This is a genomic window from Rickettsiales bacterium (genome assembly GCA_025210695.1).
In the GTDB taxonomy this organism is placed as follows: domain Bacteria; phylum Pseudomonadota; class Alphaproteobacteria; order Rickettsiales; family CANDYO01; genus CANDYO01.
The window spans coordinates 115,117-132,572 of record JAOARE010000008.1 but is presented as its reverse complement, the minus strand read 5'-3'; the positions used below and the strand labels follow the sequence as shown (position 1 = coordinate 132,572).

7 protein-coding genes are annotated in these 17,456 nt (G+C 34.8%); 1 reads left to right on the top strand and 6 read right to left on the bottom strand.

The features are described from left to right. Together murF and obgE are read right to left on the bottom strand one after the other, a co-directional pair. Positions 1-1,380 carry a UDP-N-acetylmuramoyl-tripeptide--D-alanyl-D-alanine ligase gene (gene murF, locus N4A31_00905; protein MCT4634791.1) on the bottom strand — a complete coding sequence of 460 codons (1,380 nt, stop codon included), beginning with the start codon at positions 1,378-1,380 and terminating at the stop codon, positions 1-3. Continuing rightward, positions 1,377-2,372 (bottom strand): GTPase ObgE, encoded by a 996-nt coding sequence (gene obgE / locus N4A31_00900; GenBank protein ID MCT4634790.1) that lies wholly within the window; start codon positions 2,370-2,372, stop codon positions 1,377-1,379. The genes murF and obgE overlap by 4 nt, the downstream gene beginning before the upstream one ends. A 152-nt stretch (positions 2,373-2,524) precedes the next feature. Here obgE and N4A31_00895 point away from each other — a divergent pair, with 152 nt between their 5' ends. Next, entirely contained in the window at positions 2,525-4,549 is a 2,025-nt protein-coding gene (locus N4A31_00895) for a hypothetical protein (protein MCT4634789.1), read from the top strand. Positions 4,550-4,592: 43 nt separating this feature from the next. Here the strand turns inward: N4A31_00895 and N4A31_00890 are convergent, their stop codons facing one another. The 4 genes from N4A31_00890 to N4A31_00875 form a co-directional block, all read right to left on the bottom strand. After that, positions 4,593-10,169 (bottom strand): type IV secretion system protein, encoded by a 5,577-nt coding sequence (locus tag N4A31_00890; GenBank protein ID MCT4634788.1) that lies wholly within the window; start codon positions 10,167-10,169, stop codon positions 4,593-4,595. Between the two features lie 5 nt (positions 10,170-10,174). After that, positions 10,175-12,781, bottom strand: a complete 2,607-nt coding sequence (locus tag N4A31_00885; protein MCT4634787.1) for a type IV secretion system protein — start codon at positions 12,779-12,781, stop codon at positions 10,175-10,177. A 78-nt stretch (positions 12,782-12,859) separates the two neighbouring features. Beyond that, a complete protein-coding gene (locus N4A31_00880) occupies positions 12,860-15,025 on the bottom strand; it encodes a type IV secretion system protein (protein ID MCT4634786.1) in 2,166 nt (721 codons plus the stop codon). Next, complete coding sequence (locus tag N4A31_00875; protein MCT4634785.1) at positions 15,022-17,445, bottom strand: VirB4 family type IV secretion/conjugal transfer ATPase; 2,424 nt, start codon at positions 17,443-17,445, stop codon at positions 15,022-15,024. The genes N4A31_00880 and N4A31_00875 overlap by 4 nt, the downstream gene beginning before the upstream one ends. Positions 17,446-17,456: the final 11 nt, after the last annotated feature.

Below are 17,456 nucleotides of genomic sequence, written 5' to 3'. Positions count from 1 at the left end.
CTACTTTTCTCCAATTATAATATCTAAAGTTCCATCCATTAAATGCTGGGTAAACCAATATAATTTAGTCAAATAGAAAGATCCTTTAATAAGTAAAACATCTCCATTTGCTAATTTATCTGGCAGCTCTAAAGCCAATTCCTTTAAGGTTAAGTACTTACCCAGTTTTTTATCTTCAGGCAAAGTTTCATATAAATTGCTCATCATTTTGCCAAAGCAAATCACTTTATCAATTTTATTATCTATTATATCTTGCTTCAAGTCTAAATGAAGTTTTAAGGCCTCATCGCCCATATCAACCATATCGCCCAAAATAACAACTCTTCTTCCATTATAGTAACTAAGGTTTTTAAGAGCTGCTTTAACAGAAACTGGTCCCGCATTATAGCTATCATCAATTAAGGTAATATTTTTATCATTAACGGAAATTTTAGAAACAAGCCCCCTGCCCCTTGGCAATTGAAATTTTTCTAAATATGGAATTGATTTTGCAGGATCAAGATTTAAACTTGCCACGCAGGATAATGCCATAGCCATGTTGTTAATTTGGTGAATTCCTAAAATATTATCTATATTAAGAGTAATTTCTTTATCCAATATATTTAACTCAGCTTTAGTAGCATTATTTTTAACCTGATAATTAGAAACCTTGCTTTCCACCCCTAAACTAATTGCTCCATGTGGAGCGGCCTTCTTCTTCAGCAACTCATGACAATTACTTAAAGAATTTATTATGGCGATTCCTTCTTTATTCATTCCTGTGAAGATTTCTGCTTTAGCTTCAGCAATTCCTTCAATGGAATCAAAATTTGCTATATGGATTTTTTCAATTGCTGTGATTATGGCAATATCAGGCTTGGTTAAATTGCTTAAAGGAGTGATCTCTCCCTTATGATCCATGCCCATTTCAATAACTGCATATTCTGCATCATCGGACAAGGAAGCTAAATTAATTGGCACACCTAAAAAATTATTATAATTTCCTCTGCTGATAAATGTTTTACCATGCGCAGATAAAGCAAGACCTAATAATTCCTTGGTGCTAGTCTTACCAACACTGCCGGTCACTGCTATAAATTTAGCATTGGATTTCTTGCGTTTGTAAAGAGCCATGTCTGATAAGGCTTTTAGGCAATCAGAAACTAAGAGCAATTTCTCTTTATTTACCATTTCAGGAACTCTTGAAACAATGGCGCCAGATGCTCCTTTTTCTAAAGCAGATTTTACATAATCATGACCATCTGAAGCTCCCCCTGGAAGGGCTAGGAAAATATCTCCTTTTTTAATAAGACGACTATCAAAAACAATATTTTCTCCCTGCCAATCTGAGAAAGCCTCTCCTTTTGTTGCTAAAACTGCTTCTTTAGATGTCCAACTCATGCAGTTTCTCTAAACTCTTCAATATGTTTATAAAGCTCGCGCAATACAGGTTTTATTCCTTGTTTCGCTGCCGATGAAATGGCATAAATTTTTTGCTTAGTATGTTTCTTCAAAAGAGCCTGTTTTTTCTTTATTTCCTCTTCATCCAAAGCATCACATTTACTTAAAGAAATCACTTCAATTTTATTCTCTAATCCATATTCAACCAATTCTGTACGAATAATATCATAAGCTTCTATAATATTTTCTTGAGTTGCATCTATTAAATGAAGTAAAACTCCCGAACGTTCCACATGTTTTAAGAATTTATCACCAAGGCCTACCCCCTCATGTGCCCCAGCAATAAGCCCTGGTAAATCTGCAATCACAAATTCACTATCGTCAATATAAACCACACCAAGCTGAGGCTTTAAAGTGGTAAAAGGATAATCGGCTATCTTAGGTTTTGCTGCAGAAACACTAGAAAGAAAAGTAGACTTTCCTGCATTTGGCAAGCCCACTAATCCAGAATCAGAAATCAATTTAAGTCTAAGCCAAACCCACATTTCTTCTCCAGGCCAGCCAAGAGTTTTGCGCTCAGGAGCTTGATTAGTTGAAGATTTAAAATGAGCATTACCAAATCCACCATCACCACCTTTGGCTAATAATATTTTTTGCCCCACTTCGGTGAAATCAGCAATCACATGCTCTCCATCTTCAGTCAATATTTCTGTTCCAACAGGAACCTTAATAACCAAAGGCTCAGCAGATGCTCCATGGCAGTCTTGTCCACCACCTGAGGCACCATTTTTAGCTTTAAAATGTTGTTGATAACGAAAGTCTATCAATGTATTAAGATTGGCCACACATTCAACATAAACATGCCCACCTTTTCCTCCATTACCTCCGTTAGGTCCACCTTCAGCAACGAATTTCTCTCTACGAAAACTTCTGCAACCAGAACCACCATCACCACTTTTTATATATATCTTTGCTTCATCTAGAAATTTCATATTTTTCTCGAACATTATCAAAACCATAGCAAATTATAGCTGTAAGGCCTTAAATGTGCAAGAATCAATAAATCTTAATAAAGAATTAATTATATTAGAATATTCTTATGTCTTAAATAATAAGTTACAATATTAGAGAATTAGAGAAAGCTATGACGTCTGATATAGACGAAAATATTAGATATGATATAAATCTGGTTGCTCAAGAATTAGCTAGAAATCCTGAATCTACTCTTATTTTATTAGATAATATATCCCATTGGCAAAAGGGTAAAACTCCATCATTAAAAACTCTCTGGCAGTTTGGCTTAAGAGGATCAAGCACTTTTCTTTATAGGGGAACAAGGTTATGGCTAAAAGCTAGTGATGATCCTTTAAGAACCTTTCTTCAAAATGGGTTAGCAGAAGAATTAGCTGAAATAGAGCCAGAAAAATTACAAAGAATATTAGAAATTGTTTTTAATCACCCCTTGATTATAGAACAACAGTCATATAAAAACATCACAAACCATTTAAATGCCCCAGAATTTATTGCTGCTTGTCTAGCAAAACCAAAAACCCTCTTAAACATATATGAGAAATTAACTCGCTATCAATCCACTTATGTAAATTTTGCATCAGTTCCTCCGGTTACCATTGATGATGTTAATAATAGATATAATGAATTTGTAATTTCTTTAGTAGATTTAGCTTCAGAACCAAAAGTTAGAGAAAACTTAAAACCTCTCGCAACCTCTAGGTTAATGGATCATATTCATGAAATTCCTAGATTGGATATATATCCTAATTCTAAAAAATTATTTTCAAATCTGCCCCGTAATCGGCCTAAGGAATCTCAAAAATTAGTTGGAACAATTCTTTCTCAAGACAAAAAAACTAGAGATAAAGTCACCAATGCCATATTAGGTTATACAAACCTCCCTTATAATGAAACGAATGATAAAGAATTAGAGAAACTAACTCAAAAGAACTGGGAGGAAATGATCCATTCTCTTGTAGAGCTGGCTTCTAAAGAAGAGGTTCGGGGCGATTTAAAGAAAGTGGCAACAGAAAAATTAATTGAGGATATTTACAATCTCGATGCCTTGAAAAACCAACAATATTCTAGAACTTTAATTTCTGACTTAGCTAAAGATAACCCTAAAGAATTCCAAGATTTAGTTGAAGCAATTTTAGCCAGTCCTTATAAAGAAACTATTCTTCCTGCAACAACAAAACTACTTGCTTATTTATCTTCAACCGATGAAAAGACTCCAGAAAATGAAGCTATTAGAGCAGATATGATACTAGAATTTTCTAAAATTGCAGCTGAACCAAGAATAGCAGAAAAGATTACTCCTTTATTATCAAAGAGTTTTGTAGATAATCTTTTAAAGATGGAAGGGTTTGCAGGATATAGAGAATATGGGGATTTATTTAAAAACATGGCCAATACTCTATCAACAAAACCTCAAATACTTAAGGTTATATTGAAAGCATATAGTGATACTAGTATTAAAGCTGTGTCAGAAAGAGCTTTAGAAGATTCTCCAGAAATAATTGAAGACAATAAGCAAGAAATTATAACAGAAAAGGGAAAGAATTATTTTGACTCTCTCAAAAGAATGGCAGAATCCATTTCTAGCAAAATAAGAGGAAAAAGAAACTCAGAACCTAAAACAAAAGAAATAGAATTAGTTAAAACCAGCACTTCAAAAGATACAAATATTGCTGATGTTATTCGCAAAGCATCTGAGGATATGGATAGTGAGTCCATACAAAGTTTTTTTGCAGATCCTCAATTAAAAAAACTAATTGGCGATTTTATCAGGAATAATCCTAGTAACCCTAATGTTGTAGAATTAAATAGATTGGGTGTAAAAGAAGAGAAATTGGCGGAATTTGCAAAAAGGATAGGCAATAAAGAAGGACTAAACGCTCTTGCAGATTATATGGAAGATAAAATAACCATTTCAAAACTTGTTGCCAAAACAAATAATAGAACTTTTGTCATTAAAAATTTATATACCATAGTTCCTATTTACTATAAATCTTGTAAATCTTTAACTCCTAAAGCGAAGACTGAAGCTAGAAAGGAAGCTAGTAAATTAAGTTCTGTTTTTGCCAAAATTAAGAATGCAGGAAGCTGGGCTCGGAACGTAATAAAAACTAAAAACCCCAATCAAAGATCAAAATAATATTAAAGTTTTTCAGCAATTATTCTCAAATCTTTATACCCTCTTATTTATTTTTAGGATCTTTTGAATCAAGCATATCATCACCAGATTCATCGCCAAAAAGATCTTTTTTGGATCTAGATTTAAGATCTTTTTCACCCTTTTCAAAAATACTTGGTTTTTTCGGAGCGGTTTCTTCTATTATAGACGAAGCAGCGGTTTCTGCAGGGTCAACGTAGTTATCATCAAAAGGATTAGTTGAGGCAGGAACATTTTTATCTGCTATTTCTTTTAAGGTCCTATAGGCAAGATAGTGTTTATCATCACTTAAATCAGCATTACCATCTTCCTTCCTAGATAAATCCATAGTTTCTTCTCTCATTGCCTTATTTAGCATTTCAAGCTGTTTTTCTTGTTCTGAAGATAGGAAAGTTTGTGCATCTTCTTCACTAAACCCTAAAACTTCTGCAGCTTTTTCTCCAATCGCTTCTGTTCTAATTTTTTTATGAGTCATTAAATCTAATACAGCACCATTTAGACCTAACTCAACACCAACATCACGGGTTATCAAGCTATTTGAAGAATCTCCTTCTCCTGTAACTTCTTGCATATGACGATCCTGTCTATGTTGACTTTCATAAGAAGATATAGTTTTCTCTCTTTGATCTTGAACAGAAGCAAGCGGATCTTCAACCTTTGCACCTTTTTCTATAATTGCTTTTAAATTAGCATGAGCACGTGTTGAATCAGCAAGTGTATTAAACGCATCGGTGTTTTCTTTTATTTTTTTGCCTTTTGTAATTTCAGCTGCCCTTGCATCAAGTCTCTCTGAAATATATTCTAAACTCCTTTCTTTGCTCATGGAATGAAAGGCTGTTGTATCAATATTTAAAGTGGAACAAGCTTCTGTAAATAATTGTCCTGCATTATCATCATTAACAATACGTTTAGCATGTGCATAATGAGAATCAGCCATTTTTGCTACTGTTGTTTGTTTTCCCTCTAGCCTTACACTTCTACCTCTAAGAAGATCCCATGTATTTCCTGCTTTAGTTGCCTGTTCACCTAGATAGTTTTTGGCACCTTTAGCTTTATTCTTAACACTAGTTAAAACAGAACTTGCTTTATCCACTGCGTCTATTACTGCTCCTGTAGCTTTATAAGAAAATGTTCCTTTAGCTGCTTCCTCTCTTGCAAGATTGTCCACCTCTATTTGAGCTTTACGTTTGAAATATTGATATGCAGCATATTTCTCTCCACCATTAACATTAAGATCAGATTCCTTAAATCTTTTTTCTAAAGCTGCCAAACGATCTTCTGGAGAAAGGGAGTTATATCTTGCTTCGCTTAATCCTAACTCAGCTAGTCCTTTATTCATCCTGGTTATAGCTGTTGTTATCTCTCCATTACTTGCTATATCATCTCTTATTTCTCTATATAATTTATTTAACTTAGCGTCTTTTTTATCTTGTGGTAATTCCGCATAAGCTCTGGATAGATACCTTCCTTGAGACTCTTTGTCCATCATCACAAACTCTTTATAATCCATTTTTAAAGCTTTACATAATTGAGCGGTATCTTTATTTCTTCGTTGCTCTAGCACTTTACGTTCTTCTGCTTGCTCTCTTGCTATTCCTACCTGCTCAGCTCGCCTTGCATCTGCAATGGCTTGTTTTCTATCAACCTCTTTTTTATTCAATTCTTCTATAACTGATTTCTTATGTTTCTTGGCAAGCTTGGTTTTTTCTGGTTGTGCAGCACGATGCTCCACCACCGCTTGAGCAGCACGATAAGCTTTATATCTTTCAAAGTCTCGTGAAATATCCATATCTATTGTTGAATTGAATTCTTTTTCTATATATGCCTTTCTTTTTTCAGGTGGCATTGTATCTATTGCAGCTTTGGTAATTCCCAAAACAGCACAAGATTCTTGTAAAATTCTATCTGCATTTTTATAATTAATTTTTAGTTTGTCTTTATCATATCTTTGCTTATAGCCCAATAATTGTTTCTCCCTTGTTGTTCCTTTTCCTTCTAAGCTAGCAACTTTTCTGGTATAGCTAAAGGTGGCAGGACGATAGAACCCCATACTAAAGTCAATTTTCACTCCTCTTTTATCTAAAGCTTCATTAAAGGACCTCTTAATAGCTCGTCCGGTCATTCTTACTGGCTTTGTAGCAAATTTTATTGCTCCATAAGCAACACTGGCTGTACCAACAGCAACATTTCTTAAGGTTATATCTCTTGCTCTTATTCTAGATATTCTACTTAAGCCATTTTGCACTCTACGGACACCCCCTTGGCCAAGCCCCTTCATTCCTCGGCCCATTTGTCCTATACCTCGCTTCATTCCACCTATAGCTTGTCCAGCTTTATATCTAAATGATTGCTGTCTTTTCTGCTCTTTTTGGGCTGCTTTTTCTTGCGCTAATTGAGCTTCAGCTTTTTCTTTTAAATATCGATAGGCACGATATGAATCCATTGCACCTGGTCCTGTAAGGTCTGCAGCACGTAATCCTTTTTCTAAAGCCGCTAATTTTCCTTTGGTATCTAGAGAGTTAAAAGCTCCCTTGTCTATATCTAACGCATCATAAGCTTCATTTACTAAAATACTTGGGTCTGTATCTGTTATCGTTCTGTTAATTCTATCATTTTCTAGATGAGCTTTGAGCATATCAAAGGAAGTTGTGGCTGCGATAGAACTTCTAAGATGTTCAGGAAGTTCTGCATAGGCTCTTTTAATATATAGTTCTTGGTCTTCTTGAGACATTCCTAATAATAACTCTTTATCAAGATTTAAATTTTTACAATGCTGTTCCAAAGCTTCAGATGCAAGGCGATCTAGTTTTTCTCTTCTATTTCTTTCTGGAGCATCCTTCTGATATTGTTCTGCAAGAGCACGAATTTGATTGTCTTTTCTTCTAGCATTTTCTCGATCTATTCTGCCTTGTTCAGTAAATCTAGCCCTATATTCTTCTTTAATAGAATCTTTCAAGCGTGTAGCACCGTCATAAACAGCTTTCCCTGGTCGTGTATTATAAAGAGCTCTTCCAACACCTCTTCTCATTGCTCCACCAACAGATCTTAAGTGAAGTTTCCCATCTTTCGTGTATTTTTCATCAAAATCAGCAACTCTCTGATTGAATTTTGTTATGCCAGTTTTATCTTGTATGCTTTTTGTGAGTTTTTCTTTATAGGATAGAGAAACTTGTTTGCCTTCGGATGCATCTTTTGCTCTATTATATGCTTTAGCCTCCTTAACAGCCTTGTTTCTAGCCGCAATTTCTTCAGGAGTTCCTATCATTAAATTTCCTGGTTTAAGAATCGTATCCTTCAAGAGACTAGCTCCTATGAGCCCCCCTTTTAGAACAAGAACAGGGGATTTAGCAGCAAGAACTGCTAATTGCTTCACTTTCTTTACCGGATAAAAGAGAGCTTTTAGCTTACCAGATTTTTTGTATACATCGCTTGCAGCTTTGTCAAAACCTGTTACAGTTGCCTTTGTTAATGCGACTGCCCTAACAACGTCCCTTTTGACTACATTAACAACTTCATTAAATTTTTCTCTTCTAGCAATCCCCCTCTCTAATTCAGATTTTCCAGTTACTAATTTCAAACTAGCATTTTTCATTCCTGATAATGTATTCTTGAAATCAGTCATAGACGAGCTGGCCGTAGCTCCAAGAGCAGTTCTTCCAGCACTTCCTCCTTTCGCTAAACCTTTACCTAATCCTGGAACAACATCATTAAATTTCATCATCAAATAACACATTAACAATAAAACAGAAGATTCGTAAAGCATCGGTATACTTAATGAATTTGGAGATTTAAAATTATCGATTAAGTCATGTTCCTTTTCTATCTCTGGATCAAGAAATGGTAGATCTGGGTAACGATCATCAATACATTCAAACGGTTCACAATATACACTTGTGTCTTGACATTCAAAGCCGGAACTAGCATCACAATTTACAGTAGTAGTAGTATTATATCCATATCCAGGAACTTCAGTAGGAACAAGTCCGGTAGAAAGGTCAGAACAAATGAACCAAGTTTTAGAAAAACACCAAGTGCCAATTGTTAATGAGGGATTATCTTCAAAACAGGCTTTAAATCCTAAAATCATATATATTTGATCCACTATTATCTGTCCTAATAAATTCAAGGCAGCCATAACTAATACCGCTTGTAGAAAATAATTAGCAAATGCATTAAGCCATGTTTCAAATAATGGTCTGGTCTGATTAAATAACATAAAGCATATAAAAATAGGCGCTACAATAATCAATAATGCAATAGCCATATATGCTAGTAAATAAATCATTACCGCTTTAGCTATAGCAATAGTAAATAAAGCAAAGCCTGCATATATTATAAAAGTTACCAAAAATCCAGAAGGGAAGCTCCAGACTAAAGCTTGAATTTTCATACTGGTTTCATAAGAGAATAACAAACTAAGTAAAGTATCAAAGAACGTGAATCCATTGTCACTTTGATCTATATTAGAGGTGACGATACCAATCATTTCATCCAGCCCCGAAGTAAAAAACTTGAAGAAATAATTATTAAATAATGTCCAGCTATCTTCTCCTGTTAGGAGTTGAATTACTATAACTAGCTTTATAAACAAAGACACTAACTCACTTTGAGTCATGTCTGATGCCCCACCAATGAATAAAACCCCGTGAACAATAATATATAAAACTAATAAGGTTTTTATTGAAAGTCGGAAGTCATAATTATTTACAATTTCTTTATATAAAGATTCTGACATTCTATCCATAGTTTCAGTCACAAATTCAATAACAGTAGCTATTGGAGGAGGCACCACGGAATCAAAACCTCGTTTCATAACAGCATATTGATGTCCAGAATTATCACCATAATATCGATCAAGAATTTTAAAATATGCTCTCCCACCTACATAATCACTTTGGCTTAAATCACTTGGAATTTCAGTTGTTACTTTAGTCTCAGAATCAGTGCTAATAGTTGGATTAGGCTCTAACTCCCCACTAAATCCATAAGCTGCTGAGCCATTGTTATACATCTCAGCACCAGAAACAGGAGGATCCCACAAACTCTTAGTATACATATCAGCTTCAGATGGTAATCTGTTAATACTTTCATAAATATTAGGATCATCAACATCGCCATCAGGATATGTCACAAGAAGATATAAACCTTGTCCCTGAGATAGATAACATGGAGCATTGTCAATTGTTTCATATTTATCTGTTGGGGAATGACAATAACCTTGTGGAAAATTGCAAGCTGGCGAGTTATACATAGATGAACATATATCACTCTCTCCTTCACAAAGCCACGAATTCCAGGTATATTTCAGAGGAGGCTGACTACCACCATAACTATAGGCGGGATTATATACCATTATTACAATCTTATCGCCATTGTATTTATAGCCAGTGGGCACCCATTCAGATAATTGATTCTCCTCTTCACCTGAAACATTCTCTCCTTTTGCATAAACGGTAACTTTGGGATAGCCAAAATCATCTGCCTCAATAGGAGGAAGGTCTTGATCACAAGCAGAAATTAGAAGACTAGCTAAAAATAGCAATATTAGCTTTAATAGCTTGCTAGAGGCAGTATAATATGTATTTTTTATAAATTTAATCATATCACCTACTTCATTTCTTCTTTATCTTCATCTGGTTTTTGTTTGTTTTTACCATCATCTGGTACGTCTTTACCCCTTCCCCTTATACTATCCCCTTTTTCTTTATCTTTCTCTTCTTTCTTAGCTCTTTCTTCTAACCCTTTTCTATAATTCATTTTTGCTACCGGGTCTCCCCCTTGAGCAAAGTTAACAGCTTGTTGCATTATTTTACCAGCAGTACCAAAAGTACTAGATGCAGTGGATGTACTCATAAGATGCTCGGTCAACTGAGGAATATGTGCAAGTATTGCTTGAATTGTATAAACAAATATATACAATATCAGCACACTAACAAACATACTATATACATCAAGCCCCCCATCAATATACCAAAATTGCACACAACCAAAGCTAAAAGAAGGAATCCATCCATAAGTCCAACCATCCACTCCAAAAAAGTCTAGCTCCCATACTCCTCCATATCTAATATCTATATCAAGCGCAGTATTCCAGAATGTCATGAAGATTTCATTCATTACATATAAAGTAGCAAAAAGTATTACAGGTTGCATAGCGTAATCTGCAAGATATTTCACCCAATTGAGAAAGATTGTTCTAGTTCTTTCAAATAACAGAGTAACCATAAATAACGGGGCTATGGATAATAACAATGAAATTCCAATTATAGTTAAAAGATAAACAATAAATACCTGAGACATAGCCACCATATATAAAACCATTGTGGTTAAAAAAATAAATATATACACAATGCCAATCAGGTAAGGAACAAGAGCTGCTAGCTTTTCCCAAGTATATTGGGAAAAGAATGTATAGAACATATCATCAATAAAACCAAAAACTCCTGATAAATCACTTGATGTATCGCCAGTTACAGCCGAAATCAAATAATCTTTACCGTCAGTAAACAACTTGAAAAAATAAGTATTAAAGAAGTCCCAACTATTGGGCTCAAATAATACAGTAACAACACCTATTTTTATAACTCTAATTACCATGTCATTTGCAGATGTTTGAGCAATGCCTAATATAAACCCAGCTCCATAAATAATAATATACAGAAATAATGACATCTGCATTATGTTTGTCCAATTCGAACTTGTAGAAAAACTATCATAAATAATTTTAGTAGTAGTATTAAGAGAATCAATAATTGGATCAGATATATCAGCTAAGAAACTCGAAACTAAAGTTTGCTTTTTTGTGGTCACCTCCACATCCGCCTGATATTGGCCTACATTATCATGATAATAATCGTCTCGTACTTTTAACCACAGATCTCCAGTTCCAGGCGCTCTTCCACTATATTCTTGAGAATCTACTAAAATCAAAGTTTGTTCATATTCTGAATAAGCAGCCAAGTCACCTAATACTGCAGCATCGCTTTCTATAGTTATACCTGCATTTTGTGATATAAATTTAAGTAATTCAGGATAATATTCAGTAATAGTTGTTGTATTATCTGGAAACTCTGTAGTTGTATCTTCAATATTAGGATTAAGCCCAGGCTCTACAAGTAAAATTTGCATGGCTCCTCTACTTCCAAGATCACTAACAACAGAATCTCTAACATGGCAACCAGGATGTGCAGATAAAACATTTATAGTATAGTATCCGTCATAATCATTTACTGCTTCTGATGAAAACACGGTACCTTGAGCAATAGAAAAACCTAAAACTCCATTCATGTCTTCAGGAACCTTAAAAACATATTTTCCAGGACCTATAGTAGAAATACTTTCAACTCCATATTTGTCAAAAACCCATTCATCAAAATTCTCTAATGCATTATCATATGTAGTTGTAACCCATGTCTGCGTAGCGTCATCATAATACCTTGTGCTTATTAGAGGCTTAAACATATCAGGATATCTAGATGTAGCTGCTGTATAAGTTGAATCACTTGAAGCTTTATTATCAAGAGTAACCACTTCTTTGTAACCAGAATTATCATCACCAACGTAAATAGTTAAACCGAATCCGTTTATACCTCTGCAAGTTCCGGCGACAAAACCATCATAGTCAGTGTCAGCACAAATATCTGTTATATTGTCAGAAGCTTTAGCTAGTGATATTCCTGTAGTAAGAGGAGTCTGGGATATTTCTAGAACAATTAATTGCCCCGCCTGAACAGGCAATTGTGTGGGAGCTGGCAGTTCACCTTCGCTATATAATGTAGAGTCATATTCAAACCACGTTTGCATAGAGTTATTAGGTACAGCGGTAATTAAAGGAGAAGGGTTTTTATTGTCATACCCATAGGAGCAATAATTAATATTACCGTGAACTGTAACAGAAAAATTATCTCCATTTAACACCGAAGAAGCATCACCTGGAACTTTTATCCAACGTCCACGATTAGCCCAACTTCCTGATCCTCCATAGTAATCATCACATTCTCCTGTTGGAGAATAAACAGAAGAGGTGCTAGAATTTCCTGTTTGACTCATGGACGTAGAGCCATTAATATCGCTACACCCATCTGCAAAAATATTTACTGAGGAGTTATAAGTTATATAATTATCCGTGTCTCCTGTTACTGCATCAGTGCCACAACTACAACCCGATAAGACAAATAAGACTATAAGCAATGAATATAGATATAGCTTTTTCACTTCACATGCCTTTATTATCCATATTTTTTTTAATAAACTTATATAATTTTATCAATTTTGATCATCCTATGGATTAAGTTATTTATTATCTTCAGATTTGTCACCCTCGGACTTTTTACCACCTTCAGCAGCCGAAGAAGCTCCGGAACCACCTCCACCTTGGGCACTACTTTCTGCTCCAGATCTTGGTTTCCCCCCTTCATCAGATGAAGACGCACCGGAGCCACCTTTACCACCGCCTCCTATCGCAGCTTTAGCAGCAGACTTGACTGCACCTCCTGCTTTGTCTACCAGTGCCATAGGACTGCCAGCGGCTGCCCCTATAGGAGGACCACCTGTTAATTCTCCAGTAATCTCACTTAACATATCAGCAAATTTATAGAATAAATATCCAAATAGACATAATGTAACAAGACCATTAAGCATATCCGTCACCACATTTGATTTCAAAATTGTAATTGTAAAAAATATAGCATCAATATCTTGTGTATATTTTTGATCAGGAATGATAGGGTTTAATATATAACCTATGCTATCCTCACATGGTGTAATATTACTATCCGCTTCACAATTTTCATCATCTGCTTCACAAACATTTGCAGAGGTTGTACAAGCACTATCATTAGCTGGATCACATATTGTAAAAATAGGAACATCACTTCTTGTATAACCACCCAATGTCACATTAGCAGTAGATTTTGTAAACTTACAATCACCGAACATTGTTTGATCATAAATTGTCATCATCATAGCAATATAAACTGCTATTATCATGGGCTGCAAAGCATATGAAGTCACTAGCTTTAACCAACTGTCATAATAACCTTTTGTCACTTCAAAAAGCACCATTGGAACAAAAACAGGAGCCAAATATATTAGAATATTCATTAATATTAGAGAAATTACTGTAATATTAACAAAATAAATCACTATCGAGAGGAAAAAAACAAAAAACATTATACTAAACACTAGGAATACTAATTGGAAAGAGAATATTGCAGGTAATAACAAGCCTAATAAATTAGGCTCAAAATTTGATAAATCAATATCAGTTTGACCAGCAAAATTACTTTGATCTATACCAAAATAATATAATATTCTACAATCTATGCTGTCCCAAAGAGAAAGATAAGAATATCCATCAGGATAAACTTCGTCATCATAAGAGCAAAGACCTTCAGATCCTCCCGAAGAATAAACCATATTAGCTAATTCGGATGATCCATTAAAATAAAGAGGCAACATATAAGTGGTTATACCATCAGAATATTCTGCTTTTTTATCTTCATTAATATGTATATTAATACCTACGGAGAAATACATAACCAAAACAAATTTAGCTCCAAAAACAAACATTTCTTTCTTATTAGGAACATCAGCTCCAAGAACAATTTTTAAACCATAAAGTATCACATATAGCATTAAGCAACTTCTTACAACATTGCGCATAGCGTCTTGAAAAGCAGGAAAAGAAGTTACTGTATAGCTTCCACCATCAGTACAGGCTTCATCCTGAACAAATAAACTAGTGAGACTTTCGCTAATACATTGGATTATGATTCCAGTTAACGGCAACATAGTAATAGATTCTTGAGCCTTTGGGTCAGAACAAGATGGAGCAACAAAACAATCTTCTTCTAGTTCAAAAGTCTCACATTGGGGAAGATATTTACAGCCAATAGACTGATATGATAAAGTAGTATCAAATTGTACACATAATTTATCACCAAATTTTGCTACTCGAATGGTTCCTGGAGGTGTCCAAAACCACTTGGGACCATATCCATCCTGGGCCCATTCACATACATCCATATTTGTGCAACCCTCAAATGAGCTGCATCCATAATCTCCATATGGTACATAGTCTTGTTTATAGCAATAAAAAACTCCACCTTCAGGGTCACATTCAGCATAGCTAGGGTTACACTCGGCAGAAGTATCTCCATCTTCACAATATTTACCTTTATGCCATTCTCCATCACTGAAGCTAGTTCCGCTTGATGCATAAAAGTCTTTTTCACAACCCCTTTCGTCACCACGACCATTGGCGCCTTCTATATAAAAAGTTTCACTATAAGCAGAAAAAAGGCCTAAAGAGGTAATATCAGCCACTATTCTATTTAAAATTCCAGTACCTTCAGTGCAAGTATCATCTAAAGAATTATCATCACCATATGAATAAGCAAATTGGTTAAAGGACAACAATAATAAGAGGGTTAAAACTAATACTCTAATCTTATTCATTTCTTCGGCGCCTGTTGTAATTGCTCATAAAAATGATGGAGCCATTTGTCAGGATTTTCGCCATATTTTTCTCTTAATTTATCCACAAGTAAAACAGTTTCTGTTCTGCCTGAAAGCACATTTATAATATCTGGCATACCGCTTAAATCTATTCTGGCCACCACAGCACTTGGACCCTGTTTTATTAAGAAATAACGACTACTAGGATCAGTTGTTTTAATAAGCGTAAACTCACGTTGACTCAACATAAACACAGTTTTATAAACATCAGTTGCTTTAAGGTTAGGTAAGAAAATTTGAGTAGCAGTTTGTTGAATTAAGGTATCACTTATCTCACTTTTACTAGCATCTTCAACACTTTGTGTCGCAAAAATTACGAAGGTATTAAGTTTACGTAAAACTTTAAGCCAATCTTTAATTCTAGGAGCGAAGATAGGATTATCTATTAAAGCCCAAGCCTCATCGAGCACTATCATGGTTGCCGTTCCATCAAGAGATATATTAATACGATGGAAAATATATAACAAGACAGGACCTAAACAAATAGTATCTTTAAGTAATTCTGCCATCTCAAAACCAAAGATTCGATCAGTATCTAAATCTAAAGCATCTTCAGGGTTATCAAAAACATTTGCATGAGAACCTTTAGAATGCCACATAGCTATCCTTGTAGCTAAACTTCCAGGACCCTCAATCCCCAAGAAAGGCACAATATTTGATAAACATCTATCTTTTTTTGCTAATTTATAATTACCAGCAACAGCTTGAGTTAAAGCCATTATATCTTCCGCAGAAATTTCCTCACCATTTACAGTAACTAATAACTTTAACAAATCTAATAAGAAGGTACGGTTTGTACCATTATCCGGCAATTGAAATGGATTGAAATTTGATCTTTTACTTGGGTCAATAATAGTATGAACACCTCCCAAGGCTCGAATGAAAATCTCCGCACCTCTATCTTTATCAAAAAAGAACATTCTACATTTAAATTTCTGTGACATGGCACATAAGAAGTTCATCAACACTGTTTTACCAGCTCCAGTAGGACCTATAATTAAGGAATGCCCAACATCTCTTAAGTGAAAGTTAAAATGATAAGGAGTACCAGATGTAGTATCAAACACAGCTACAGAATCACCCCAATGATTACCCTTCGCTTTTCCCGTAGGATAATTATGTAAGGATGCAAAGCCAGCTAAATTCAAAGAGTTGACTGTAGATTTCCGTACAATAAAATCATCATTTCCAGGAAGTTGAGCCCAATATGCAGGCTCCATATTTACCTTCTCACGCACTGGCTGACCACCTACATTTTGCAGCTCTACTGAAGCCATTGAAATAGAACTTTCTAAAGATTTAAGACCATCATTAATACATAAAATAGTTAAATGATGTTCTCCAAAGGCAATGTCTCCACTCATTGCCATATCAAGGGCCTGATTAATTTCAGCAATTTGTGAAACAGCTTTATCTTCTGCCTGAACCATCCTATTTTGCTGTAATTGCATCTTACCAATTGCAACTTGACGATTAGCAAAGTTAAAAGATTGTGAGATAATCAACTCAAAAGGCATTTGCAAGAAACCATCAATCATCCCGGCATTAGAAGTTGGACCATATTCCTTAATGCTTAATATGCCGGCCATTCTGTTTCTATCGCCTCCTCTTATTTCAATAGCCTTACTACCAAAATAAAGACGATTTATGGGCAAGTGTTTATCTATACTAGTTGTAGGAACCAACATTGGCGAAGAAGAACCACAATTTACCAGTTTTCCTAGAAATTCTAATATCTCGCAGAAAGCCCCATTCTCTTTTACTTTCACTCCCAATACTTCAGGATTATAATCCCTTAAAGTACTTAATATTCTTCCGGTAGCCTCTTCCAATTCTTCGAATGCATCACGAATATCTTCTTCCCACGCTCTTTTATCTGCTGTAGCCTTAAATTTTTTAATTAAATGCTCAACAATTGCAGCTCCTCTAGTATCAGGTCTTTTTATTACTGAAACATAAAGCTCATTTACAAAAGACTGTCTACTAGAATATTTTTTATCCCATTCTTGAGCCACATAATCACTAAAGCTTTTGGGCCTGGTTATATAAGGATCTGTAGAAGTAACTTCCCCTTCCAAAGGATCTGCTCTTCTCCTAAGGGTGTGAAAGTAAAGTAAAAATCCACCGGTTTGGAAACCTTTAAACAATAGATTTAGAATGCTTTTCTTAATATCAACATCTTCATCATCAGCTGTTTCAAAGGAAAATCCTCCAACTTTTATAACCTGCATTAATTCTTTATTTTTCGTTAAAATAGCTTTGCTGTTATAATGACAAGCATAAGGAATGAACATAGAGGTATTCACCTCTTTGTCTGCATGAGCTTGTTTTTTTGTTTGATATTTAGAAATTTGTATCATCGTGGTCCTGG

Coding starts and splice junctions, on each gene's coding strand:
- N4A31_00875 (MCT4634785.1), bottom strand. CDS start 17,445: ATGATACAAATTTCTAAATATCAAACAAAAAAACAAGCTCATGCAGAC.
- N4A31_00895 (MCT4634789.1), top strand. CDS start 2,525: ATGACGTCTGATATAGACGAAAATATTAGATATGATATAAATCTGGTT.
- N4A31_00880 (MCT4634786.1), bottom strand. CDS start 15,025: ATGAATAAGATTAGAGTATTAGTTTTAACCCTCTTATTATTGTTGTCC.
- N4A31_00890 (MCT4634788.1), bottom strand. CDS start 10,169: ATGATTAAATTTATAAAAAATACATATTATACTGCCTCTAGCAAGCTA.
- obgE (MCT4634790.1), bottom strand. CDS start 2,372: ATGAAATTTCTAGATGAAGCAAAGATATATATAAAAAGTGGTGATGGT.
- murF (MCT4634791.1), bottom strand. CDS start 1,380: ATGAGTTGGACATCTAAAGAAGCAGTTTTAGCAACAAAAGGAGAGGCT.